Origin of the sequence: Burkholderia sp. E168m15 (genome assembly GCF_016586105.1) — a bacterium.
In the GTDB taxonomy this organism is placed as follows: domain Bacteria; phylum Pseudomonadota; class Gammaproteobacteria; order Burkholderiales; family Burkholderiaceae; genus Burkholderia; species Burkholderia orbicola.
Map to the genome: position 1 here is coordinate 62,387 of NZ_BCPO01000152.1, position 25,370 is coordinate 87,756.

General features: G+C 69.1%; 22 protein-coding genes. 14 read left to right on the forward strand and 8 right to left on the reverse strand.

Going from position 1 to position 25,370, the window contains the following annotated elements; all coding sequences use genetic code 11:
- Window positions 1–70: 70 nt before the first annotated feature.
- Entirely contained in the window at window positions 71–1,030 is a 960-nt protein-coding gene (locus JMF86_RS22305; RefSeq protein WP_011548014.1) for a LysR family transcriptional regulator, read from the reverse strand.
- Between the two features lie 158 nt (window positions 1,031–1,188).
- Here JMF86_RS22305 and JMF86_RS22310 point away from each other — a divergent pair, with 158 nt between their 5' ends.
- The 3 genes from JMF86_RS22310 (at window position 1,189) to mmsB (ending at window position 5,051) form a co-directional block, all read left to right on the forward strand.
- Window positions 1,189–2,508: an MFS transporter gene (locus JMF86_RS22310; protein ID WP_011548015.1), complete on the forward strand. Its 1,320-nt coding sequence runs from the start codon at window positions 1,189–1,191 to the stop codon at window positions 2,506–2,508.
- A gap of 111 nt (window positions 2,509–2,619) precedes the next feature.
- A complete protein-coding gene (locus tag JMF86_RS22315; RefSeq protein ID WP_011548016.1) occupies window positions 2,620–4,146 on the forward strand; it encodes a CoA-acylating methylmalonate-semialdehyde dehydrogenase in 1,527 nt (508 codons plus the stop codon).
- A 14-nt stretch (window positions 4,147–4,160) separates the two neighbouring features.
- A complete protein-coding gene (mmsB, locus tag JMF86_RS22320; RefSeq protein ID WP_011694697.1) occupies window positions 4,161–5,051 on the forward strand; it encodes a 3-hydroxyisobutyrate dehydrogenase in 891 nt (296 codons plus the stop codon).
- 115 nt (window positions 5,052–5,166) lie between these two features.
- Here the strand turns inward: mmsB and JMF86_RS22325 are convergent, their stop codons facing one another.
- The 4 genes from JMF86_RS22325 to JMF86_RS22340 form a co-directional block, all read right to left on the reverse strand.
- Window positions 5,167–5,499, reverse strand: a complete 333-nt coding sequence (locus JMF86_RS22325; RefSeq protein WP_011548018.1) for a hypothetical protein — start codon at window positions 5,497–5,499, stop codon at window positions 5,167–5,169.
- A gap of 224 nt (window positions 5,500–5,723) precedes the next feature.
- Window positions 5,724–8,144 carry a c-type cytochrome gene (locus JMF86_RS22330; RefSeq protein WP_011548019.1) on the reverse strand — a complete coding sequence of 807 codons (2,421 nt, stop codon included), beginning with the start codon at window positions 8,142–8,144 and terminating at the stop codon, window positions 5,724–5,726.
- A complete protein-coding gene (locus JMF86_RS22335) occupies window positions 8,134–8,637 on the reverse strand; it encodes a (2Fe-2S)-binding protein (protein ID WP_011548020.1) in 504 nt (167 codons plus the stop codon). The genes JMF86_RS22330 and JMF86_RS22335 overlap by 11 nt, the downstream gene beginning before the upstream one ends.
- Before the next feature lie 184 nt (window positions 8,638–8,821).
- Window positions 8,822–9,979: an FAD-dependent monooxygenase gene (locus tag JMF86_RS22340; protein WP_011548021.1), complete on the reverse strand. Its 1,158-nt coding sequence runs from the start codon at window positions 9,977–9,979 to the stop codon at window positions 8,822–8,824.
- Window positions 9,980–10,277: 298 nt separating this feature from the next.
- Here JMF86_RS22340 and JMF86_RS22345 point away from each other — a divergent pair, with 298 nt between their 5' ends.
- From JMF86_RS22345 to JMF86_RS22365, 5 genes are all read left to right on the forward strand, one after another.
- Complete coding sequence (locus tag JMF86_RS22345) at window positions 10,278–11,030, forward strand: Asp/Glu racemase (protein WP_006483547.1); 753 nt, start codon at window positions 10,278–10,280, stop codon at window positions 11,028–11,030.
- 27 nt (window positions 11,031–11,057) lie between these two features.
- Complete coding sequence (locus JMF86_RS22350; protein ID WP_011548022.1) at window positions 11,058–11,888, forward strand: alpha/beta fold hydrolase; 831 nt, start codon at window positions 11,058–11,060, stop codon at window positions 11,886–11,888.
- A 44-nt stretch (window positions 11,889–11,932) separates the two neighbouring features.
- Window positions 11,933–12,973 (forward strand): hypothetical protein, encoded by a 1,041-nt coding sequence (locus JMF86_RS22355; protein ID WP_011694696.1) that lies wholly within the window; start codon window positions 11,933–11,935, stop codon window positions 12,971–12,973.
- 19 nt (window positions 12,974–12,992) lie between these two features.
- Window positions 12,993–13,640, forward strand: coding sequence for an isochorismatase family protein (locus tag JMF86_RS22360; protein ID WP_011548024.1), 648 nt, complete (start codon window positions 12,993–12,995; stop codon window positions 13,638–13,640).
- Between the two features lie 231 nt (window positions 13,641–13,871).
- A complete protein-coding gene (locus tag JMF86_RS22365; RefSeq protein ID WP_041489404.1) occupies window positions 13,872–16,145 on the forward strand; it encodes a xanthine dehydrogenase family protein molybdopterin-binding subunit in 2,274 nt (757 codons plus the stop codon).
- 25 nt (window positions 16,146–16,170) lie between these two features.
- Here JMF86_RS22365 and JMF86_RS22370 read toward each other — a convergent pair whose 3' ends face one another.
- Entirely contained in the window at window positions 16,171–16,617 is a 447-nt protein-coding gene (locus JMF86_RS22370) for a MarR family winged helix-turn-helix transcriptional regulator (RefSeq protein WP_006491051.1), read from the reverse strand.
- A gap of 539 nt (window positions 16,618–17,156) precedes the next feature.
- Here JMF86_RS22370 and JMF86_RS22375 point away from each other — a divergent pair.
- Window positions 17,157–18,464, forward strand: coding sequence for an MFS transporter (locus JMF86_RS22375; protein WP_011548027.1), 1,308 nt, complete (start codon window positions 17,157–17,159; stop codon window positions 18,462–18,464).
- A 281-nt stretch (window positions 18,465–18,745) separates the two neighbouring features.
- Window positions 18,746–19,507 carry a DUF4397 domain-containing protein gene (locus JMF86_RS22380; protein WP_011548028.1) on the forward strand — a complete coding sequence of 254 codons (762 nt, stop codon included), beginning with the start codon at window positions 18,746–18,748 and terminating at the stop codon, window positions 19,505–19,507.
- Between the two features lie 107 nt (window positions 19,508–19,614).
- Here the strand turns inward: JMF86_RS22380 and JMF86_RS22385 are convergent, their stop codons facing one another.
- Complete coding sequence (locus JMF86_RS22385) at window positions 19,615–20,166, reverse strand: DUF3005 domain-containing protein (protein WP_011548029.1); 552 nt, start codon at window positions 20,164–20,166, stop codon at window positions 19,615–19,617.
- Between the two features lie 196 nt (window positions 20,167–20,362).
- Window positions 20,363–20,614 (reverse strand): hypothetical protein, encoded by a 252-nt coding sequence (locus tag JMF86_RS22390; RefSeq protein WP_156349344.1) that lies wholly within the window; start codon window positions 20,612–20,614, stop codon window positions 20,363–20,365.
- Window positions 20,615–20,849: 235 nt separating this feature from the next.
- On the opposite strand from JMF86_RS22390, the gene JMF86_RS22395 reads away from it, so the two are divergent.
- The 4 genes from JMF86_RS22395 to JMF86_RS22410 all read left to right on the forward strand — a co-directional run bounded on the left by JMF86_RS22395 (window position 20,850) and on the right by JMF86_RS22410 (window position 24,987).
- Window positions 20,850–22,400: an NCS1 family nucleobase:cation symporter-1 gene (locus JMF86_RS22395; protein ID WP_011548031.1), complete on the forward strand. Its 1,551-nt coding sequence runs from the start codon at window positions 20,850–20,852 to the stop codon at window positions 22,398–22,400.
- Window positions 22,401–22,423: 23 nt separating this feature from the next.
- The gene (locus tag JMF86_RS22400; RefSeq protein ID WP_011548032.1) at window positions 22,424–23,146 is read left to right on the forward strand and encodes an aspartate/glutamate racemase family protein; all 723 of its coding nucleotides are present in this window, start codon (window positions 22,424–22,426) and stop codon (window positions 23,144–23,146) included.
- Window positions 23,147–23,207: 61 nt separating this feature from the next.
- A complete protein-coding gene (locus JMF86_RS22405; RefSeq protein WP_011548033.1) occupies window positions 23,208–24,392 on the forward strand; it encodes a LysR family transcriptional regulator in 1,185 nt (394 codons plus the stop codon).
- 163 nt (window positions 24,393–24,555) lie between these two features.
- A complete protein-coding gene (locus JMF86_RS22410) occupies window positions 24,556–24,987 on the forward strand; it encodes a DUF1090 family protein (RefSeq protein WP_011548034.1) in 432 nt (143 codons plus the stop codon).
- The last annotated feature ends 383 nt before the right edge of the window (window positions 24,988–25,370 follow it).

Consider the following 25,370-nt stretch of genomic DNA (forward strand, 5'->3'; position numbering starts at 1 on the left):
CGCTGGCCGGTCGAATCGCCGCCGGCCGTGTTGTCATCCAGATCAATCGTCGCGCACCGCCCGTCGACCGCTACTCCGGCTCGCCGACGAAGCGCAGCGTAGCCGATTCCCCCGACAGCAACGCGCGATTCGCGTCTGCCGCCGCGCGCAGGTAGTCCCACAGCGCGGTCACGCGCCGCAGCTTGCGCAGATCCTCGCGGCACGTCAGCCAGAAACACCGCGTGACGACCACGTCGTTCGGCAGCACGGGCACCAGCGCCGGCTGCGTGGCCGCCATGAAGCACGGCAGGATCGCCAGGCCGCCACCCTGCAGCGCCGCGAAAACCTGCGCGATCACGCTGGTCGTGCGCAAGCCCGCCGTCGCGCCGGGCACCGCGCGGTCCAGGTACAGCAGTTCGTTACTGAACGCGAGATCGTCGACGTAGCTGATGAACGCGTGCCGCGCGAGATCGTCGGTGCACGTGATCGGCGGGTGGGTCGCCAGATAGTCGTGCGTCGCATAGAGCCGCAACTGGTAGTCGCACAGCTTCGTGACCACGTAAGGCCCGCGCTCGGGCCGTTCGAGCGTGATCGCGAGATCGGCCTCGCGCTTGGGCAGGTTGACGAAATGCGGCACCGGCAGCAGGTCGACCGTCACGTGCGGATGCGCGGCGCGGAACCGCGCGAGCTGCGGGGCGAGGAAAAAGCAGCCGAACCCTTCGGTCGACCCGATCCGCACGTGGCCCGACAGCGCCTCGCCGGTGTTCGCGACCTGATCGCACGCGGATTGCACGGTCGTCTCCATCGCGTCCGCATACGCGACGAGCCGTTGCCCTTCGGCCGTCAGCGTGAAGCCGCCCGAGCGCGACTTGTCGAACAGCAGCGTGCCCATCGCGGCCTCGAGCGCGCGGATGCGCCGCGCGACGGTCGTGTAGTCGACCCCGAGCCGCTTCGCGGCGCCGCTCGCGCGCTGCGTGCGCGCGACTTCGAGGAAAAAGCGCAGGTCGTCCCAGTTCAGGTTGCCGGAAACCGGCTCGGTGGCATGTCGCATCGGCGAGGGAAAAAAGGCGGGCGTCTCCGGGCCGGCCGTCGATGTGCATAAATGCATATCCAACCGGTTTCTTTATCGGTACATCATGAATCTGCGCATAACTATACTCGACCGTGACCTGCGGACCATGAGCCGCGGGCAATAAAACCGGAGACACCATGCAGACCCGATCCACCCTCGATGAGCATGCGACCATCGCGACGCCGGCGCCCGAGCGCACCGCGAAGCACTACCTGCTGGCCGGCTGGGCCAGCATGGCCGGCACCACGATCGAGTGGTACGACTTCTTCCTGTACGGCACGGCCGCCGCGCTCGTGTTCAACCGCATCTTCTTCCCGTCGCTGGACCCGGTCGTCGGCACGCTCGCCGCGTTCGGCACGTTCGCGGTCGGCTTCATCGGGCGGCCGATGGGCGGCATCGTGTTCGGCCACTTCGGCGACCGCATCGGCCGCAAGTCGATGCTGATGATCACGCTGCTGCTGATGGGCGTGCCGAGCATGATCATCGGGCTGATCCCGTCGTACGACAGCATCGGCTACTGGGCCGCCGCGCTCCTGATCGCGATGCGCTTCCTGCAGGGCATGGCGGTGGGCGGCGAATGGGGCGGCGCGGTGCTGATGGCCGTCGAGCACGCGCCGAAGGGCCGCAAGGGGCTGTTCGGCAGCCTGCCGCAGACGGGCGTCGGGCTCGGCCTGATCCTGTCGTCGGTGGCGATGGCCGCGGTGGCCGCGCTGCCGGAAGCCGACATGCTGTCGTGGGGCTGGCGCGTGCCGTTCCTCGCGAGCATCGCGCTCGTCGGCCTCGGCTGGTTCATCCGCGCGAAGGTGCCGGAATCGCCCGACTTCGAGAAGATACAGCGCCAGGGCAAGGCCGAGAAATCGCCGGTGACGGCCGCGCTGCGCCGCCATCCGCGCGAGGTGCTGACGATCGTCGGCGCACGCGCCGCCGAGAACACCTGGTTCTACATGGTCGTCACGTTCGCGCTCGCTTACGCGACGCAGCAGCTGCACCTGCCGAAGGCCGAGATGCTGCACGCGATCACGGCCGGCGCGGCGCTGTCGCTCGTCACGATGCCGCTGTGCGGGCATCTGAGCGACCGCATCGGGCAGCGCCGGATGTTCGCGATCGGCCTCGTGCTGATGTGCGCGTTCGCCGCACCGTTCTTCATGATGCTCGGCACGCAGCAGACTTCGACCGCATGGTGGGCGATCGTGCTCGGCCTCGGCGTCGTGTTCCCGATCCTCTATGCGCCGGAATCGCTGCTGTTCGCGCAGCAGTTCCCGGCGGAAATCCGCTACAGCGGCATCTCGCTGTCGGTGCAGCTGGCCGGCGTGATCGGCGGCGGTTTCGCGCCGATGATCGCGACGTCGCTGCTCAAGGCCGGCGGCGGCCAGCCGCACTACGTGATCGCGTACCTCGTCGGCTTCGGCGTGTTCGCCCTCGTGTGTACCGCATTGATGCGCCCGGCGCGCGCCTGAGCACGCCGGCCGGCATTCGCTCTTCAGTTCGTCCTGTCGCCCGCCGCGCCTGCGCGCGTGGCGGACGCAGGGCCCCTTTCGTCATCGCACATCGTTTCCCCGGAGAGTTCCATGAACGCCGCAGTTCCCCAGACCACCCTCGCCCTGCCCACCGCCAAGCTGCTGATCGACGGCACGTTCGTCGAATCGCACAGCACCGAGTGGGGCGACATCGTCAACCCCGCGACGCAGGAAGTTATCGGCCGCGTGCCGTATGCGACGCTCGACGAGGTCGATGCCGCGATCGCGTCCGCGCAGCGCGCATTCCAGACCTGGAAGACGACGCCGATCGGCGCGCGGCTGCGCATCATGCTGAAGTTCCAGGATCTCGTGCGCCGCAATCTCGAACGGATCGCGCACACGCTGACGGCCGAGCAAGGCAAGACGCTGCCGGACGCGCAGGGCGACATCTTCCGCGGCCTCGAAGTGGTCGAGCACGCGTGCTCGATCGGCACGCTGCAGCAAGGCGAATTCGCGGAGAACGTCGCGGGCGGCGTCGATACCTACACGCTGCGCCAGCCGATCGGCGTGTGCGCCGGCATCACGCCGTTCAATTTCCCCGGGATGATTCCGCTGTGGATGTTCCCGATGGCGATCGTGTGCGGCAACACGTTCGTGCTGAAGCCGTCCGAGCAGGACCCGCTGTCGACGATGCAGCTCGTCGAGCTCGCGCTCGAGGCCGGTGTGCCGCCAGGCGTGCTGAACGTCGTGCACGGCGGCAAGACGGTGGTCGACCGCCTGTGCACGCACCCGGACATCAAGGCGATCTCGTTCGTCGGCTCGACGCGCGTCGGCACGCACGTGTACAACCTCGGCAGCCAGCACGGCAAGCGCGTGCAGTCGATGATGGGCGCGAAGAACCACGCGGTCGTGCTGCCCGATGCGCACCGCGAGCAGTCGATCAACGCGCTGGTCGGCGCGGGCTTCGGCGCGGCCGGCCAGCGCTGCATGGCGACCTCCGTCGTCGTGCTGGTCGGCAAGGCGCGCGACTGGCTGCCCGATCTCGTCGACAAGGCGAAAGCGCTGAAGGTGAACGCGGGCGCCGAAGCCGGCACCGACGTCGGCCCGGTCGTGTCGAAGGCGGCGAAGGCACGCATCCTGTCGCTGATCGACGCCGGCGTGAAGGAAGGCGCGACACTGCTGCTCGACGGCCGCGACGTGAAGGTGCCCGGCTACGAGCACGGCAACTTCGTCGGCCCGACGATCTTCTCGGGCGTGACGGCCGACATGTCGATCTACACGGAAGAAATTTTCGGGCCGGTGGTGGTCGTGATGGAAGCCGACACGCTCGACGACGCGATCGCGCTCGTCAACCGCAACCCGATGGGCAACGGCGTGGGCCTGTTCACGCAGAGCGGCGCGGCGGCGCGCAAGTTCCAGAGCGAGATCGACGTCGGCCAGGTCGGCATCAACATCCCGATCCCGGTGCCGGTGCCCTACTTCAGCTTCACCGGTTCGCGCGGCTCGAAGCTCGGCGATCTCGGCCCGTACGGCAAGCAGGTCGTGCAGTTCTACACGCAGACCAAGACGGTCACCGCGCGCTGGTTCGACGACGACGCGACGGCCGGCGGCGTGAACACGACGATCGCGCTGCGTTGAGCGAGGGCCCGCACATGGAAATCGCCTTCATCGGACTCGGCAACATGGGTGGCCCGATGGCCGCCAACCTGCTCAAGGCCGGCCACGCGCTGACGGTGTTCGACCTCGACGCGCATGCGGTCGACGCCGCGGTGCGCGCCGGCGCGGCGGCGGCGACGTCGCCGCGTGACGCCGCCGCGCGCGGCTCGTTGATCATCACGATGCTGCCGGCCGCGCAGCACGTGCGCGCCGTCTACCTCGGCGACGACGGCGTGCTGGCCGGCGCACGCGGCGGCGCGACGCTGATCGACTGCAGCACGATCGATCCGGGCACCGTGCGCGCGGTGGCCGACGCCGCCGCGCAGCGCGACTTCCCGCTCGCCGACGCGCCCGTGTCGGGTGGCACCGGCGGCGCGCAGGCCGGCACGCTGACCTTCATGGTCGGCGCCGATGGCGCGCTGTTCGAGCGCATCCGCCCGGTGCTGCTCGACATGGGCAAGAACGTCGTGCACTGCGGCGGCACCGGCACCGGGCAGATCGCGAAGATCTGCAACAACCTGCTGCTCGGCATCTCGATGATGGGCGTATCGGAAGCGATGGCGCTCGGCGCCGCGCTCGGCATCGATCCAACCGTGCTGGCCGGCATCATCAACACGTCGACCGGCCGCTGCTGGAGTTCGGACACGTACAACCCGTATCCGGGCGTGAGCGACACCGCGCCGGCCGCGCGCGGCTATGCGGGCGGCTTCGCGGCGAACCTGATGCTGAAGGATCTCGGTCTCGCGACCGAAGCCGCACGCAGCGCGCATCAGCCGGTCTGGATGGGCGCGCTCGCGCAGCAGTTGTATCAGTCGATGAGCCAGCAGGGGCTCGGCACGCTCGACTTCTCCGCGTGCGTGAAGCTGTACGAGGCGCAGCCGGCCTGATTCGCCCGGCCGACGCCGGACGTGCGTCGACCCGCGATGGGCCGGAACGGCATCGCGGGTCGGTTTGCAGGCGGGGGAAGAAAAACGCGGGCGGCGTCATCATGCCGCCGGTCGGTCAACCGCGCGGGTTCGACGCCGTCTCGAAGGTCGGATGACACTCGAACGCGAGTTCGGAGCGTGCGTCGACGCGGCGGCCGCCGGTCAGCGATTCCTGCTTCACGCTGGCGCGCATCCCGCGCTGCGTGCAGTAATTGGTGGCTTCGTTGACGGCCTTCTCGTGGGCGTCGGCCCACGTCGTCGACACGCCGACCGTGCGCGTCGTCACGGTGTACACGTTCGGGTTCGACGTCGCGGTCACGTCGGAAGCAGTCGAACACGCGGCGAGCAAGCATGCAGCAGCCGCAATGGTCAACCATCGCAGGGTTCGAAAAGAGACTGGAATGGACATGGAGGGCAGGCGCACGTCAGTCGACGTGCATTGAGCAACATAGGCGACAGTATGCCTGCTCGATCGCCGGAGATCATGCCCCTTTCGGTGAACACATTGTTTCGAATGGTTAAACGATGGCCGAATCTGGCAAGAATTACAGCCGTCGCCGGCCATCGTTTTCATCCGTCAGGTCATTTCGCCCGGCATGCCCGCCGGCGCGGCCGCTCACGCCGGCGCGACGGTCAATGTGCACCCGCCTGACGGATTCGCGCGGATGCTTCCGCGAGGTTGCGCCACGCCGGCTGCCCCGGTGCGTAGCGTGCGCGAATGTAGGCGGCAAGCTCGGCCATCTGCCGATCGTCGAAGGCATCGCCGAAGCCCGGCATGTAGCCGAGCCGGTCGGTGGCCGGCTGGTCGATCCCGTGGTGCAGCACGCGCAGCAGATTGTCCGGCGTCGACTGGCTCACGCTCGTGTTGAGTCCCATCAGCGGCCGCACGCCGAAATGTCCGACGCCGCCCGATTCCGCATGACACACCGCGCACGCCGCGTCGAACGCGCGGCGGCCGTTCTCGAGGCCGAGCGTCGCGATGGTTTCCGCGCCGCGTGCCTGGCGGTCGGCCGCAACCGCGGCGATTGCCGCATCGACGGGCGGCGACAGCGACGCCAGATAATGCGCGATCGCCCGCACGTCGGATTCGGGCAGCGCCGCGAGCCCCGCGACGACCGGCGCCATCGGCCCGGCCGCGACGCCGTGCTGTGCCGAGAACCCGGTACGCAGATAGTCGAACAGCGCGCCTTCGGTCCACGGCACGGGCGAAGCCGGCGACGCGACGAGCGGCGGCGCGACCCAGCCTTCCGCTTCGCCGCCCGACAGGTACGCGAGGCCGCCCTTCTCCGCACCGAGCGCGTTGCGCGGCGTGTGGCAGGCGCCACAGTGCCCGGCGCCGTCGACCAGATACTTGCCGCGATTCCACATCGCCGAGCGCGCCGGGTCCGGCGCAAACGGCCGCGCGTCGTGAAACAGCCAGTTCCAGCCGGCCACCAGACGCCGCTGATCGAGCGGAAACGGCAGATTCGTCCGCGGCGGCACGTGCTTCACCGGCGGCTGCGACATCAGGTACGCATAGAGCGCGAGCAGGTCGGGCTCGCTCAGCTTCGCGAATGCGGTGTACGGGAACGCCGGGTACAGGTGTGAGCCGTCGCGCGAGATGCCTTCGCGCATCGCACGGGCGAACGCCGGATACGACCAGTTGCCGATGCCGGTTTCCGGATCGGGCGTGAGGTTCGTCGTGTAGATCGTGCCGAACGGCGTATCGAGCGCGAGCCCGCCCGCATTGGTCGCGCCGCCGGGCGCCGTGTGGCACACCGCGCAATCGCCGGCGAGCGCGACGAGGCGGCCGCGTTCGAGCATGGCCGCGCTCCACATCGCGCCGTCCGCGCCACCGGGCGCAACAGGCCCGAGCGGTGCGATCGGCGCCGGGCCCGGCAGGATCGCGCACGCCAGCCCGATCAGCCCGCCGACCACGCCGCCCGCGCCGCCGCCGGCCAGCCAGCGGCGCCAGCGCGATGCGCGGCGCGGGGCCGCGTGCGGCCTGTCGGTGGCATCGGCCGGCACCGGTTGCGCGAGCGCGGCGCGAATGTGCGCCGCATCGAACGGCGGCGCGCGAAAACGCACGCCCGTCGCGTCGTACAGCGCGTTGGCGATGGCAGCCGCGGCCGGCGCGGCCGCCTGCTCGACTCGCCGCGCATCGTATCCGGACAGGTCGCCATGCGCGCGATGCGCGGCGGCGTCGAAGGCAACCAGCTCGTGTGCGATCGCGTCGGGCCGCGCATCGGCATCGGTCTCGTCGTGCGCGGGCCGCGCGGACAACCGTGCGCCCATTACGCGGGAAATCGCGGCCTCGATCTGCCATGCGGGCAGGCCGGCCAGCGACGCGTCGCCCGGCTCGCCGCTGCCTTGCCCGGCCACGACGCGCCGCACCGAGACGTCGCCGGTCGCACGGTCGACCTCGAGATCCACGACCCACGCGGACCAGTGCGGATCGCCGTGACGGTCGGCATCGTCGCCGGATGCGGATGCGACTGCGCGCGCATCGACCGGCTCGCCATCGAAGGCGAAGCCGCGACCGCTGACACGCGACGCCGCGTTCGCCCGCGACGCAACCGGCACGCCCCAGGCGGCGCGTTCGGTGACCATCCGGATCGTTTCGCGCGGCCCTGCGTCCCGCGCGGCATCCAGATGTTGCAACCGCAACGCGACCGGGTCGCGCCGCAACGCTCCCGCGAGTTCGTCGACGAAGGATTCGCGGGCAAAGACGTGCGCGTGACCGGGAATCGCGCCATCGGCATCGGCCAGCTCGATCGACGTCTGCGCGTGCCGGTAGACGAACGGCGATGCGGCGCCGGAATCAGCGCGTGCCGCGGCTCCGCGAGCATCGTTCGTGGCTGAGCCGACCGCCTGCGCGCGATAGCGCCACGTGGTCATCCTGCCGTCGGGCGCGGTCCGCGTTTCGATATCGAACGATGCAGGCGTGCGCGCATCGCCGATCGGCCAGGCGTAGCGTGCGCGGTGCGGCGGCGCGGCGGCGGCGGCCGCGTCATCGTGCGGCGCGGGTTCCGCCACACACGCCGGCGCCATCGGCGGACCTGCGTCAGGCTTCATCGCCGCCTCGCAGATAGCGTGCGGCGCGATGCACCGCGCGGATGATCTCCAGATGCGTGCCGCAACGGCACAGGTTGAAACGCAACGCGTCCCGGATCGCCGCATCGTCGGGCGCGGGGTGGCGGTCGAGCAGCGCCTTCGTGCTCATGATCATGCCGTTCAGGCAGTAACCGCATTGCGCGGCCTGCTCGTCGATGAACGCGCGCTGGATCGCATGCGGCGCGTCGCACGACCCGAGCCCTTCCAGCGTCGTGACGTCGCGCCCGTGCGCGGCGGCGGCCGGCACGACGCACGAACGCGTGGCCTGCCCGTCGACGAGCACCGTGCACGCGCCGCACTGCCCGAGCCCGCAGCCGTACTTCGGGCCGTTGAGCGCGCAGTCGTTGCGCAGGACCAGCAGCAGCGGCGCGTCGGGCGCGGCGTCGGCGAAGGTGTGCGGCGTGCCGTTCACGCGAAACGCCAGCGGCCGCGACGGAGAAGCGGGATGGGACATGAAGGGATCCGGAATACGGCGGGCGGGCCGGCGTCGGCCGGCGCGGGCACGGGCCGCCGGCTGGCGCCTGCCGGCGCGCCTGACATATAACACGCCGAAATGCGCGTTGCCGCGCATCGATTCCCGCGCCGGCGCAGCGGCTGCAAAGCGGATGCAAAGCGCCGGCCGGCGCGGGCGCCGCGCGTCAGGCCACGGCCGCCACACTGCTGCGCGACGGCGCTTCGAGCGGCACGTCGAACACGTCGTAACCGAATACCCACGACGGGTCCTCGTTGGTGCGCAGCCACGTGTTGTTGTGCGACACGAGCTGCACCTTCGACGCGCGTGCCGCGCGGTTCGCCTCGTACAGCGCGAACGCGCCCGCGTAATCGCCTACGCCGACTTCGTCGAGACAGCGCGCGAGCATCGCGGCATCCTCGATCGCCATCGCGGCGCCCTGCGCCATGTGCGGCTTCATCGGATGGCACGCGTCGCCGAGTAGCACGAGCCGGCCGCGGCTCCACAACGGCAGCGGATCGCGTTCGAGCAGCGGCCATTTGGTGATCGACGGCGACACGTCGATCAGATGCTGGATGTCAGCGTGGAAACCGGCGAACGCTTCGCGCATCTCGTCGCGGCTGCTGTCGACCATCGACACGCCCTCGGGCCATTCGGCCTGCGGCACGCCCGTCACGTAGTAGTACTCGTCGCGCTTCTCGGTCACGTAGTAGACCATCATGTGGCGATCCTCCGACCACCACTTCACGCACATGTCGTACGGCTTGTTGCCGAGCAGCGCGGCCGGGAACACCGCGCGGTGCGCGACATAACCGGTGTAGCGCGGCGGTTCCGCACCGAGCAGGTGCTCGCGCAGCCGCGAATTCACGCCGTCCGCGCCGATCGCGATGTCGGCCGTCTCGATGCTGCCGTCGGTAAATGTGAGGCGCACATCGCTGCCCGTGTCCTCCACCGCCGCGAGCTTCTTGCCGAAGCGGATCGTGCCGGGCGTCACCGCCTGCGTCATCAGCGCATGGAAATCGCCGCGATGCACGGTCAGGTAGCTCGCGCCGTAGGCCTTGCGCGCGTAGTCGCCGAGCGGAATCCGCGACAGCACGTCGGCCGTGCGCCAGTCGCGGCTGTACCAGAAATCCGGATGCGAACCCATCGTTTCCAGCGCGTCCTCGCAGCCGATGCGCCGCATGATCTTCATCACGTTCGGGCCGAGATGGATGCCCGCGCCGAGACGCGAGAACGCGGGCGCCTGCTCGTACAGCGCGACGTCGTAACCGCCGCGCTGCAGCAGCGCGGCAGCGGCCGTGCCGCCGAGACCGGCGCCGATGATTGCGATACGGGGTTTGCTCATGCGGATCTCCTGATCGTGGGCCCATTGCCGAACGCGGCGCCAGGGCGGGCGGATTGAATGGCGTTTATTTAGCGTACACACTCAATTTATTCAGGACAAGCAGATTATTGATCGATGCCGACGTCTCCGGGAAAGCACCAATAAATCTCCCGAAATCCATACACACAAACAATCTACCCATGGCAGACGTAATTTTGATCCATTGCCATTTTCAAATGTACACACTAGACTTTGCCCAACATCCGGCGATCCCGCGCCAGCGTGCCGCCCCCTCCTTACCGACACGGAGCCTCCCGTCATGAGCAAGACCTACCGCATCGGCCAGATCGTGCCGAGTTCCAACACGACGATGGAGACCGAGATCCCGGCGATGCTGCGGCTGCGCGAAGCGATCCGGCCCGAGCGCTTCACGTATCACTCGAGCCGGATGCGGATGAAGAAGGTCGTCAAGGAAGAACTCGCGGCGATGGACGCCGAATCCGACCGCTGCGCGGTGGAACTGAGCGATGCACGCGTCGACGTGCTCGGCTACGCGTGCCTCGTCGCGATCATGGCGATGGGTCACGGTTATCACCGCGTGTCGCAGGCGCGCCTCACGAAGCACACGGCCGACAACGGTGCGCAGGCGCCGGTGCTGACGAGCGCGGGTGCGCTCGTCGACGCGCTGAAGGTGATCGGCGCGAAGCGCATCGTCGTCGTCGCGCCGTACATGCTGCCGCTCACCGAGCTGGTGGTCGACTACATCCGCAACGAAGGCTTCGACGTGCTCGCGTACCGCGCGCTGGAGATCCCCGACAACCTCGACGTGGGCCGCCACGATCCGGCGCGCCTGCCCGACATCGTGAAGACGCTGCCGTACCAGGACGCCGATGCGATCGTGCTGTCCGCATGCGTGCAGATGCCGTCGCTGCCGGCCGTCGCGAAGGTCGAGGCGATGACGGGCAAGCCGGTGATCACCGCGGCGATCGCGACCACCTACGCGATGCTGCGCGAGCTCGATCTCGAACCGGTCGTGCCGGGCGCCGGCGCGCTGCTGTCCGGCGCGTACTGAGCGCCACCGCTACTTCGGAGCCATCCCATGTCCTCGACTTTCCTGTACGGCGCGAACGTCCGCGCCAACGGCATCCGCCAGCACTATCTGCGCTACGGCGGCGCGACCGGCGCACGCGCGGCGCGCCCGGCGATCGTGCTGATTCCCGGCATCACGAGCCCCGCGATCACGTGGGGCTTCGTCGGCGAAGTATTCGGCGCGGCGTTCGACACCTACGTGCTCGACGTGCGCGGCCGCGGGCTGTCGGACGCGTCGCCGTCGCTCGACTACGGCCTCGATGCGCAGGCAGACGACGTCGCGGCGCTCGTCGCCGCGCTCGATTTGCCGCGCACGAGCCTCGTCGGCCATTCGATGGGCGCGCGCATCGCCGCGCGCGCGGCCCGTCGCGGCATCCGCGGGCTCGCGTCGGTCGTGCTGGTCGATCCGCCCGTGTCGGGCCCGAACCGCCGCGACTATCCGGGCAAGCTGCCGTGGTACATCGACTCGATGGCGCTCGCGCGCGCCGGCACCGATGCCGAAGGCATGCGCGCGTTCTGCCCGACCTGGACCGATGCCGAGCTGCAGTTGCGCGCCGAATGGCTGCATACCTGCGACGAACGCGCGGTGCGCGCATCGTACGAAGGCTTCCACACCGACGATTTCCACGCGGATGCCGCGCAACTGGCCGTGCCGTCGCTGCTGATCACGGCCGAGCGCGGCGACGTGGTGCGCGACGACGACGTCGCCGAGCTGCAGCGCGCGACGCCGACGATGCAGCACGTGCGCGTGCCCGACGCCGGCCACATGATCCCGTGGGACAACGCGGCGGGTTTCTACGCGGCGTTCGGCGACTTCCTCGGCGCGCCGCTCGCGGCCTGAGCGCGGCGCCCGCCCTTTCCTTCACGCCTTTACCGGAGCCGACGATGCCAGTCAGCGATACCCAACTGATCGACGCGTGGAAGCAGGTCCTCACGCTGTCGCGCCTCGAGCCGGGCCAGACCGTCACGATCCTGACGAGCGCGGCCACCCATCCGCAGACGCTGTCGTGCGCGCTGATCGCGACGCAATCGCTGGGTGCGATCGTCAACCGGCTCGACCTGCCGCCCGTCAACGGCGACAAGGCGTTCAGCCGCGACCCGCTCGCCTACCTCGGCACGACGCCGCTGACCGGCAACAAGGCCGCGATCGCCGCGCTGCGCGAGAGCGACCTCGTGCTCGACCTGATGACGCTGCTGTTCTCGCCCGAACAGCACGACATCCTGAAGTCCGGCACGAAGATCCTGCTCGCGGTCGAACCGCCCGAAGTGCTGGTACGAATGGTGCCGACCCTGGCCGACCGCACGCGCGTGCTCGCCGCGGCGAAGAAAATCGCCGCGGCCCGCGAGATGCGCGTGAGTTCGGCGGCCGGCACCGCGCTCGTGTGCCCGCTCGGTGAGTTTCCGCCGACCGCCGAATACGGCTTCGTCGACGCACCGGGCCGCTGGGACCACTGGCCGAGCGGCTTCGCGCTGACCTATCCGAACGATCGCACCGCGCGCGGCACGATCGTGATCGACCGCGGCGACATTCTGCTGCCGCAGAAGCACTACGTGCGCGAGCCGATCGCGCTGACCGTCGAAGGCGGCTATGCGACGCGTATCGAAGGCGGCGTCGACGCCGACCTGCTGCGCGACTACATGGAAACGTTCGCCGACCCCGAAGGCTATGCGATCTCGCATATCGGCTGGGGGCTGCAGCCGCGCGCGCGCTGGTCGACGCTCGGGCTGTACGACCGCGAGGCGACGATCGGAATGGACGCGCGCGCGTTCGAGGGCAACTTCCTGTTCTCGCTAGGCCCGAACAACGAAGGCGGCGGCAGCCGCACGACCACCTGTCATATCGACATCCCGCTGCGCCGCTGCACGGTCGAGCTCGACGGCGAGACCGTCGTGCGCGAAGGCCGCGTGACCGATCAACCCGCCTGACCGACGAGCCCCCGACACCATGAACGATCTTTCCCGTCACGCCGAAGCGAACGTGTATCGCCAGCAGGGTTTCGGCACGCCGCTTCCGCCGCACGGCAACATTGGACTGCTGATCGTCGATTTCGTGGTCGGCTTCGCCGATCCCGCGACGTTCGGCGGCGGCAACATCGCGCCGGCGATCGCGCGCACGACGAAGGCGCTCGCGCTCGCCCGCGAACGCGGCTGGCCGGTCGCGCACAGCCGCATCGTGTATGCGGACGACGGCAGCGACGACAACGTGTTTTCGCTGAAGGTGCCCGGCATGGCGACGCTGACCGAGCATCATCCGAACAGCGCGATCGTGCCCGAGCTCACGCCGGCGCCGGGCGAACTCGTCGTGCGCAAGACCGTGCCGTCCGCGTTCTTCGGCACGCAGCTCGCGCCGTGGCTCGCGCAGCGCGCGGTGCAGACGCTGCTCGTCGCGGGCGCCGTGACGAGCGGCTGCGTGCGCGCGAGCGTCGTCGACGCGATGTCGCACGGGTTTCGCCCGCTCGTGCTCGCCGATTGCGTCGGCGATCGCGCGATCGCGCCGCACGACGCGAACCTGTTCGACATGCAGCAGAAATATGCGGCCGTGATGCCGCTCGACGATGCGATCGCGGCAATCGATGCCGTGCAGGCACGCTGAACTGCCACGGCGCGCGGGTGGCTCCGGCGGTTCGGGCGGTTCGGGCGGCGTGAGCGGTGGCTACGCCCGCACCCGCGCGCCATTGACGCTGCGGTTTTGGCGACCTAGATTGACCGCATGCGCCGCCGCGCCGCGGCTTGCCGCCGTCTCGCGTGCGCCGCGCGCTGCCCGCACGCCGCCTTCGTCGTGGCCGGGCACCGGCCGCGCCTTCCTCGACAGGATCTCTCCCCCGTGAACCGCTCCGAACTGCTCGCGCACACCGGCTGCCTGACCGTGATCCGGTCACCGGCCCCGCCCGTGAAGCCGGCGCCCGGCCAGCCGGGCAGCCTGTCGTCGTACGTGCCCACGCTGCCCGAAGTGTTCGTCGCGATTCTCGACGACGGCCGCATCCTCGCGTTCAACGGACACGTCGATCTCGGCACCGGCATTCGCACGTCGCTCGCGCAGATCGTCGCCGAGGAACTCGACGTGCCGGCCGCGCGCGTGACAATGGTGCTCGGCGACACGGCCGCGACGCCGAACCAGGGGCCGACCATCGCCAGCGCGACGATCCAGATTTCCGCGACGCCGCTGCGCTGCGCGGCCGCGCAGGCCCGTCACGCGCTGCTGGCGCTCGCCGCCGAGCGGTTCGGCGTCGATGTCGAGCGGCTGAACATCGACGATGGATCGATTTCAGCCGATGGACAGGCGGTCACGTTCGCCGCGCTCGTCGCCGCACGGCGGATCGCGCTGACGCTCGACCTGAACACCCGCACGAAAGACCCCGCGCACTACCGGATCGTCGGCCGCGCGTCGCCGCGCGTCGACCTGCCCGCGAAGGCGACCGGCCAGCTCACGTTCGTGCACGACATGCGCGTGCCGGGCATGCTGCACGGCCGCGTCGTCCGGCCGCCGTATGCGGGCCACGACAGCGGCCCGTTCGTCGGCACGTCGCTGGTGGACGTCGATCGCGCATCGGTAGCCGACGTGCCGGGGCTCGTGGCCGTCGTCGCGCTCGGCGATTTCGTCGGGGTGGTCGCCGAGCGCGAGGAGCACGCGATCCGCGCCGCGCGCCAGTTGCGCGTGACGTGGCGGCCGCTTCCCGCGCTGCCGCCGCTCGACGCGCCGGCCGCCGCGATCGCCGCCGCGCCGGCCACCCGCCGCGTGCTGCTCGACGAAGGCGATGTCGACGCCGCGCGAACGGAACCGGACACGCTCACGGTATCGCGCACCTATGCATGGCCGTTCCAGATGCACGGCTCGATCGGTCCGTCGTGCGCGCTCGCCGACTACCGCGCGCCCGGTGACGGGCGGATCACCGTGTGGTCCGGCACGCAGAACCCCGTGTCGCTGCGCTACGACCTCGCGACGCTCGTCGCGCGCGATGAGGCCGATATCGACGTCGTGCGGATGGAAGCGGCCGGCTGCTACGGCCGCAACGGTGCGGACGACGTGTGCGGCGATGCGCTGCTGCTGTCGCGCGCGGTCGGCCGCCCGGTGCGAGTGCAGTTGTCGCGCGCGGACGAACATCTGTGGGAACCGAAAGGCGCGGGCCAGTCGATGCAGGTGACGGGCACCGTCACGCGCGACGGCCGCCTGCTCGGCTACGACTTCACGACGCGCTATCCGTCGAACGACGCGCCGCTGCTCGCGGCGCTGCTGACCGGCGCGATCGCGCCCGCGCCGCGCGTGTTCGAAATGGGCGACCGCACGGCCGTGTCGCCGTATGCCAGCCCGCATCGTCGCTTCGTCTGCGAGGATCTCGCGCCGCTCGTGCGGGCGTCGTGGCTGCGCGGCGTGTCGGCGTTGCCGAACTCGTTCGCGCACGATGCGTTCGTCGACGAATGCGCGGCGCTGACCGGCGTCGATCCGCTCGCGTTCCGCATTCGCCATCTGCAGGACACGCGTGCGATCGAATTGCTGCAGGCGGTGGCCGAGCGCGCAGGGTGGACGCCACGCGTGCCGCGCCCGCCCGACGAACGCGACGAAGCACGGCTCGTGCGCGGCCGCGGGATCGCGTATGCGCGCTACGTGCACAGCCGCTTCCCCGGTTTCGGCGCGGCGTGGTCGGCCTGGATCGTCGACCTGAGCGTCGATCGCGTGTCGGGCGAGGTCCGCATCGAGCGCGTGACGGTCGGACAGGACACGGGCACGATGATCAACCCGGATGGCGTGCGCCACCAGATCCACGGCAACGTGATCCAGGTATTGAGCCGCACGCTGAAGGAGCGCGTGCGGTTCGCGGACGGCAAGGTCGCGTCGCGCGAATGGGCGAGTTACCCGATCCTGACGTTCGCGGAAGTGCCGGACGTCGACGTCGTATTGATGCCGAGGCAAGGCGAACCGCCGCTCGGGGCGGGCGAATCGGCATCGGTGCCAGGCCCGGCCGCAGTTGCGAATGCGCTGTTCGATGCCACCGGCGTACGGTTCTACGCGCCGCCCTTTACGCCGGAAACCGTGCGCGCCCGGCTACACGAGGCCGGCCGGCTGATGCGCGCCGACGCGGCAGCGCCCGTCACGACGTAGATGGGTCTGGGCCGCGCGCCACCCGTCAGGCATCGCCGTCTTCTTCCATCATCTTGCGCAGCAGGAACTGCAGTGCGACCCGTTCGCCGGGATTGAGCGCGCCGTACGTGCGCTCGGTCACCTGCCGCGCGAACGGCACCGTGCGGTCGATCAGCGCGAGGCCGGCCGCGGTCGCGCGCACGATCAGCTTGCGGCCGTCGTTCGGGTCGGGCAACACCTCGATCAGCGCGCGCGTCTTCAGACGCTCGACGACGCCGCGAATCGTCGCCTGATCGATCGCGGTCGCCTTGACGATGTCGTTCAGCGAACACGCCTGCCGCTCCTTGACCGCGCACAGCGTCACGAACTGCGCGGCCGTGAGATCCGAATCGGGAATCGCTTCCTGGAAAATCGAAACGTGCCGCTGATACGCGCGGCGCAGCAGATGCCCGACCTGGTCGTGAAAATCGTACGAATCCTTGGAAGACGCCATGAGAGTGCAAGCCCTTGCCTGCATGCAAATGAAAGACAAGCAGTGTACACCCTCAAATCGGCGTGGCCGGCGGCTGGCCGCTCGCGTCATTGCGGTGCATCAGGGTTCGCGGAATCGCATGCAAGCGGCGCGTGAGGCTCGTCCGATCCATGGCGGATCGCCAGCCCGTCACGGCGGCGTGCCGGCCAGCCGCACACCGTCGCGGCGGCTACCGCCCGCGCATGCGTGCGCTGCCGACGGCTTTCGCGCACACACTTCAATTTTGAGTGCATACGCACGAAATTCGTGCATGCCATCGCCTGTGCGCCCATCTTTTCAGCGCACACTCCATATCATCCAAAACCCCTTTGATAACACGGACTTTTGTCATGCAAACGCTTGCCTTAAGATGACCGCATACGTGCCTGTGCGCTTCGGTATTTTCTAGTGTGTACGCTACGTATTTGACGTGATATACAGACTCCAGTGCGCAGCGGAACGTCCCGCTCGCGACGATCGAGCCACCCATTCATCCGTCACACTCGAACAGGGGCAGTCCCATGTCTACCGCACACCCGAGCGCCGCCGTTTCCCCCGACGACGCGCCCCACGGCCCTCTCTATCGCAAGGTCACGCTGCGCCTCATCACCCTCTTCTGCCTGTGTTACTTCGCGGCCTATCTCGACCGCATCAACATCGGTCTCGCGAAGCTCCAGATGCTCGATGCGCTGAAGTTCAGCGACACGGTGTACGGCCTCGGCGCCGGGCTGTTCTTCGCCGGCTACATCCTGTTCGAAGTCCCAAGCAATCTGGTGCTGCAACGCGTCGGCGCGAAGCTGTGGATCGCGCGGATCATGATCACGTGGGGCCTGCTGTCGGGCGCGACGATGTTCGTGCACACGCCGGTGCAGTTCTACGTCGTGCGCTTCCTGCTCGGCGCCGCCGAAGCCGGTTTCCTGCCGGGCGTGCTGCTGTACCTGACGCAGTGGTATCCCGATGCACGTCGCGCACGGATCGTCGCGCTGTTCATGGTGGGCCTGCCGCTGTCGAGCATGATCGGCAGCCCGATTTCCGGCTGGATCATGCGTGCGTTCGAAGGCGCGCACGGGCTCGGCGGCTGGCAGTGGCTGTTCCTGCTCGAAGCGCTGCCGTCGGTGCTGCTCGGCTTCGCGGTGCTGCGCTGGCTGCCGAACGGCATCGAATCCACGCGCTGGCTGAACGCCGACGAGAAGCGGGTGCTGCGCGCGAATCTCGACGCCGATCCGTCCGGCAACAAGAGCCACGCGCTCGGCAAGGCGTTCTCCGATCCGAAGGTGTGGGCGCTCGGCCTGATCGACCTGTGCGTGCTGCTCGGCCTGTATGCGGTGAGCTTCTGGCTGCCGACGATCCTGCGCGACACCGGCGTGAAGGACGCATATCACATCGGCTGGCTGATGGTGATTCCGAACGCCGCCGCCGTGCTCGCGACGCTGTACTGCGGCGCCAGCTCCGATCGCGCACGCGAACGCCGCTGGCATATCGTCGTGCCGTTCATGGTGTCGGCCGTCGCGCTGGCGATCGCGGCTTCGTCGTCGCACGGCACGCTCGGCACGGTGCTGCTGTTCTCGCTGATCAACGCCGGCGCGGCCGCCGCGATGCCGGTCGTGTGGGCGCTGCCATCGACGTTCCTGAAGGGCTCGGCCGCCGCCGGCGGCATCGCGTTCGCATGCTCGATCGCGAACCTCGGCGGGTTCGGCAGCACCTATTTCATCGGCTGGCTGCGCGATACGTTCCATTCGCAAAGCGCGGGTCTGTATGGTTTCGCCGCGTGCATGCTGGTCGGCTGCGCACTCGCGCTCGCGTATCCGGCCCGGCTCGTGAACCGCTGACGTATCGCGCCGCGCGCGCAACGCTGCTTTTTACAACCGTGCCGATTCGCGCGGTCTGCTCCCGCTCCTCGCGTCATCCCGCGCACGCCGCCACGCCGGCGCGTGCGCGCTTCCCCCGCCGCCGTTCGCCGCTTTTTCCTCGCACAGGCACACCGCTTGCGACATCCTCGCGCCCGCCATCCGGCGGACAGTCATCTGCCTTCCAACCGGCGCTGCGCCCCGCGCGATCCGTCACGCGGCGGTTCTGCATCGCAAGCAGGTTCCCTGAACGAGAGGACAACATGAAATCAATACGAACGATAGTGGCCCTGTGCTCGGTCATTTCCGTACTCGCGGCGTGCGGCGGCGGCGACGACGCCGGCACCGTACTCGGTATCTCGAAGCCGCAGGCGCGCTTCATCAACGCGGTGCCGGCCGGCCCGAACCTCGACTACTACCTGAACGGGAAGGTCGACCAGTCGGGCGTCGCCTACAAGGGTGTGACGCGCTATCACGACGTCGATTCAGGCACGCAGACCGCGAGCTACGACGTGTCGGGGACGACCACGACCATCGCGTCCCAGGCGTTCAGCGCCGCGAACGGCCACCACTACACGACGATCGCGCTGCCGAGCACGACGTCGCTGATCTCCGTCATCGACGACCCGTACGACAAGGGCCTGCTGTCGGACAAGGCGCGCGTGCGCAGCTTCAACGCATCGCCGAATGCGCAGAACGTGGACGTGTACGTCGTGCCGCCGGGCACCGACATCACGACGGTCAGCCCGACGATGGCGGGCGCCGCCTACCAGAATGCCGTACCGGCAACGACGCAGGATTCGGTCTACCTGAACGGCGGCACGTACCAGGTGGTCGTCACGACGGCCGGCAGCAAGTCGCCGATTCTCAAGACCGCGCCGGTCAGCATCGGCAACAACGCGGACTGGCTGCTCCTGACGATTCCGTCCGGCGGCGTCGGCGACGTGACGCCGAACGACATCCACGTGCTGGTCGCGCAGGGCAACGACGCCGATACGTCCGCGCAGGAGCTGGGGCCGCAGTAACGCAGCACGGGCCGGAAACGGTCGCGGCGGCCGGTGCGATTTGCACCGGCCGCCGCGTGTCGAATACCTCGAAGACCGGTATCAATCGCCGGTATCAATAGCCGCTATCAGTCGTCGGACCGTTCGAGGCAGATCACGTGCTCGGCACGCGTGCTGTCACCATGCTCGACATCGACGTCGCCGACATGACGCACCCGCCAGCCCGGCCGCGTCGCGATCTGCGGCATGTTGCCGGACGGCCTGCTCTCGATCCCGCCGAGCCCTTCGTCGGGCGTATCGACCGCTTCGTCGAGCGACGCGTTCGAATAGATCACGTTGTCCTGCAGCTCCGACGCGCCGGTACGCGCCTCCATGCCCTTGCCGTCGACGTCGACCGTGTTGTCGGTCATCGCCATGTTCGCGTTGTCGAGCGTGACGATCCGGCCGGCGGCCCGACGTACCGGGTCGCCGCTGTCGACCGCATGCGCGTCGACGTCGATCTCCGGCAGGCCGGTCGGCATTTTGCCGGCGACCGCTTCCGGCGTCAGCGGACGCCGCGCCACTTGCGCCGCCTGGGTCGCCGCGTCGGGCATGTCGCCGGCCGCCGGCGTCTTCACCGGGCTCTTCTCGATCTGTTCCCGCTGCTTTTCCGGGGTAGGGTTCGATTCCGCGTTCTGCATCGCACCTCCTTGCCCGGCCGGCGGACGCCGGCGTCACGCCGTCGCCGCCGGGCCGGAAATCGCTACAACGGTCCTTGCAAATCTTTCATGCGCACGGCCGCGCGCGCACGCCGTCCGGCGCGCGTGCCAGTGGGCACCGCACCTCAGCAGCGAACGGCGCGCTGACGCACCGTCCGCCCCGGCTATCCGCCGGCGGTCAGCCGCCGCTCGGCGCGGAGGCCGCACCCGGCAGGCTCGCGCCGGCGTCCGCCCCACTGCTCGGCGTGCCCGACGGTGCGGTCGAAGGCGCGGTGGAAGGCGCGGCCGACATGCCGCTCGCTGCGCTCGAATCTGAACTGGCCGCGCCGTTGTCGCCCTTCTTCTGGCAACCCGCGCCTGCCGCCAGGCCCGCGATCAGGATGCCGGCGAAGACGGCTCGCGATACGTGACGAATGGAATATCGCTGCATGACACCTCCGCTGATGTCGATGTGGATGGAACCCGTTCACTCGCAATTTGCATGCCGTTCCCCCCGCCGCCGCGGCCTGACGCGATTCATTCATTTTTCAAATGACGCCCAGCCGAATATTTAATTTCCCATCGTGGTAGCCGCCGCCCATACTCGCGAACAAATCCGAGACATAACGTCCACCGGGGCCCGGCCCGCGCCGCGTACGACACGCAGCCGGTTTCGTGCCCCGCACATGGAAGGAGACAACGGCGTGCAACTGGAAGCCATTCACCGCGCGGGCCTCGGGCTCGGCGCGGACGACGCATCGCATCGAACCGACCCGGCCGCGCGCGATCCCGCGCTGAGCCCGCGGCTGCACAACCCCGATCTCGCGCCGACCCAGGCCGAAGGCCGGACCTGGGGCCGCTACAGCATCTTTGCGCTATGGACCAACGACGTGCACAACATCGCGAACTACTCGTTCGCGATCGGGCTGTTCGCGCTCGGCCTGTCGGGCTGGCAGATGCTCGCGTCGCTCGCGATCGGCGCGGTGCTCGTGTACGGCTTCATGAACCTCACCGGCTACATGGGCCAGAAAACCGGCGTGCCGTTCCCGGTGATCAGCCGGATGAGCTTCGGCATCTACGGCGCGATGCTGCCCGCGATGATCCGCGCGGTGATCGCGATCGCATGGTTCGGTATCCAGACCTATCTCGCGTCCGTCGTGCTGCGCGTGCTGCTCACCGCGATCTGGCCGGGCCTCGCCGCGTTCGACCAGAATGCGATCTTCGGGCTGTCGACGCTCGGCTGGATCACGTTCGTCGCGATCTGGCTGGTGCAGATCGGCATCCTCACGTACGGGATGGAAATGGTCCGCAAGTACGAGGGGCTCGCCGGCCCGGTGATCCTCGTCACGACGCTGTCGCTCGCCGCATGGATGTTCAGCCGCACCGGCGGCCACCTCGCGATGTCGATCGGCAAACCGATGAGCGGCCTGAAGATGTGGACGGAAATCTTCGCGGGCGGCTCGCTGTGGCTCGCGATCTACGGCACGCTGGTGCTCAACTTCTGCGATTTCGCCCGCTCGTCGCCGAGCCCGAAGACGGTGCGCGTCGGCAACTTCTGGGGGCTGCCGGTCAACATCCTCGTATTCGCGACGATCAGCTTCGTGCTTGCCGGCGCGCAGTTCAAACTGAACGGCCACATCATCCACAGCCCGACGGAAATCATCGCGACGGTGCCGAACAAGCTGTTCCTCGTGCTCGGCTGCCTCGCCTTCCTGATCGTGACGGTGGCCGTGAACATCATGGCGAACTTCGTCGCGCCGGCCTTCGTGCTGACGAGCCTCGCGCCGCATCGCCTGTCGTTCCGCCGCGCGGGCCTGATCAGCGCGACGATCGCCGTGCTGATCCTGCCGTGGAACCTGTACAACAGCCCGATCGTGATCGTCTATTTCCTGTCCGGCCTCGGCGCGCTGCTCGGCCCGCTGTACGGGATCATCACGGTCGACTACTGGCTCGTGCGCAAGCAGCGCGTGAACGTGCCCGATCTCTACACCGAAGCGCCGAGCGGCGCCTACTTCTACACGCGCGGCGTGAACCGCAAGGCGCTCGCGGCACTCGTGCCGTCCGCGCTGATCTCGATCACGCTCGCCGTCGTGCCGGCCTTCAGCGCGATGACGCCGTTCTCGTGGCTGCTCGGCGCAGCGATCGCGGGCAGCGTGTACTGGCTGCTGGCCGATCGCAAACGGATCTACGAAGCGCGCTCGGGCGAGCACATCGCGGTCCCCTGCGCACAACACTGACACACACGCATACGGAGTCGCCGATGAGGATCCTGGTAGTCAACGTCAACACGACCGAGTCGATCACCGACGCGATCGCCGCGCAGGCGCAGGCCGCCGCATCGCCGGGCACGGAGATCGTCGGGCTGACGCCGCGCTTCGGCGCGGAGTCGGTCGAAGGCAACTTCGAGAGCTACCTCGCCGCGATCGCCGTGATGGACCGCGTGCTGAACTACGACGAACCGTACGATGCGGTGATCCAGGCCGGCTATGGCGAGCATGGCCGCGAAGGGCTGCAGGAACTGCTGACGGTGCCCGTCGTCGACATCACCGAAGCGGCCGCGAGCGTCGCGATGCTACTCGGCCATCGCTACTCGGTCGTCACGACGCTCGACCGCACGGTGCCGCTGATCGAGGATCGCCTGAAGCTCGCCGGGCTCGATGCGCGCTGTGCGTCGGTGCGTGCGAGCGGCCTCGCGGTGCTCGAACTCGAGGAGAATCCGGCCCGCGCGATCGAATCGATCGTGGGCCAGGCGCAGCGCGCGGTGAAGGACGATCACGCGGAAGTGATCTGCCTCGGCTGCGGCGGGATGGCCGGCCTCGACCGGCAGATCGAGGAATGCACGGGCGTGCCGGTCGTCGACGGCGTATCGGCCGCGGTCGTGCTCGCCGAATCGCTGGTGCGCCTGAAGCTGAAGACGTCGAAGGTCCGCACGTACGCGCCGCCGCGCCCGAAGCGGATCGTCGGCTGGCCGTTCGCAAAATGACGGGCCGCCGGCCGGCTGCCGCATCGCGCGGCCGCCTCGTATCGTCGGGACGCGTATCGCCATGCGGGCCCCGCTAGATCCGACCGCCCTGCCCCGCGGCACGTTCGATGCCGCGGGCGCGCTCGACGTGCTCGATGCACGGCTGATGCGCATCCTGCTCGTGCTGCTGACCGAGCGCACCGTGTCGCGTGCGGCCGTGCGCCTGAACATGTCGCAGCCGGCGACGAGCGCCGCGCTCAAGCGCCTGCGCACGCTGCTCGGCGATCCGCTGCTCGTACGCAGCCGCTACGGGATGGTGCCGACCGAGTTCGGCGCGCGGTTGATCGAGCCGCTGCGCAACGCGCTGCGCGTGATCGACTTCATCCGCATCCAGCAGCCGACGTTCGACGCGCGCACGTCGGTGCGCACCTACCGGATCGGCTGCCCCGACTACCTGAATGTCCTGTTCGTGCCGAAGCTCGTCGCGCTGTTTCGCGAGCGTGCGCCGCACGCGCAACTGGTGTTCCATCCGCTCGGCGACGGGTTCGACGACGAGCGCGCGCTGGCCGACGGCGAGCTCGACGTCGTGATCGACAACCGGCCCGTGCGCCGGTCGCGCTTCCGCCAGGACGACCTGTTCGACGACCGCGTCGTATGCCTGATGCGCGCGACGCACCCGCTCGCGCGGCGCGACGCGATGACGGCCGCCAGGTTCGCGGCGGCGCCGCAGCTGTGCCCGACGCCGTCGTGGCTCGAAGCGTCCGGCGCGATCGACCGGCAACTCGAACGCGTGGGTCTGCAACGGCGCATCGTCGTCACGCTGCCGCACTTCGAGCTCGCCGCGCATGCGCTGGTGCGCACCGACCTGATCCTCACCACCACGTACCGGCTCGCGCGGCACTATGCGAAGCTGCTGCCGCTCGCCGCAGTCGCGCTGCCGGTCGAGCCGCCGGACATCGCGTACCGGATAACGTGGAACGAATCGGGATCGTGCGCGGAAGGCGGTCGGTGGCTGCGCGGACTGATCGCCGAGGCGACGCGCGCATGGCTCGACGCCGAGGCAAGGTTGCCGGCGGTCGCGGCGGTCGCTGCCGTTGCCGCTTCCGGGGCCGATGCGGACGCAACGAACACCGCGGTGCTGGGCACCGATCCGCCCGAGCCCACCCGGCGCACGCGCCGCAGACCGGCCACCCATTGCCATGCGTCGCATCCGGCGCGCGTCGCGCAGGCGGCACGCATCCATCGCGGCGCGACGAAATCGCACTGACCGGCGCCGCACCCGGGCCGGAATGATCCTGTCGGCCGCTGCATGTCAGACCGGTCCTATTTACCCGCGTCGCACCGACTCGTCAGAATGACGCCTCGAACCCGTGCCGCCGGGCGTCGTATCGCGACCGCCCGTGGCCGCTTGATCGAATCGAGGAAATCGCATGAAACACACACTCATCGCGCTGGCCATCCCGGTCGCGCTATTCGCGAGTACCGGCGCATTCGCCGGCACTCAGGACTGCGCAACGCGCATCCGCGCGCTGCACACGCAGATCGACAACGCGAAACGGTTCGGCAACACGCAGCAGGCGCTGCGCCAGCAAGCCGCGCTCGAACGAATCCAGGCGAACTGCACGGATGCCGGCCAGCTCGCACGCGCCGAACGCAAGCTCGCCGACAAGGCGCGCGACGTGCGCCACGCGGAAGACGAAGTCCGCCACGCACAGGCGCGCGTCCACGAAGCCGAAACGCTAGGCGATGCAAGGAAGCTGAGCAACGCGCAACGCAAGCTCGCCGACAAGCAGGCGAAGCTGCGCGACGCCACGCGCGACCTGCACGACGCGCAGGTCGATCGCGATGCGCTTAAAGGCTGACGGATTGAACAACGGTTGATGCGACGGGCCGCGTCGCGCGTGCCGCTCGAGTGCGAGTGCGAGCAGCCCCGACAGCGACACGACCGCCCCGAGGGGTCGACACCGGCCACGCCGGCGGCCGCCGCGCGAATATGCATTTCAGGATTCGATGTTTGCCGGCCGGAAACCGATTCCGTAATCTGCCCGGCAGCCGCGCGGCCCGCGCGGATCACCGAGGACACGCCGCCGATGACCCACTCTTCCGCCCCCGCGCGCCGCCGCGCGCTGCAGCGCCTTGCCGCGCTCGCCGCCGCGCCGCTCGCCGGCGGCCTCGCACTGCCCGCCCGCGCGGCCGGCACCGACCTGTCGGGCGTCACGCTCGTCCTCGGCGACCAGGCCGGCGG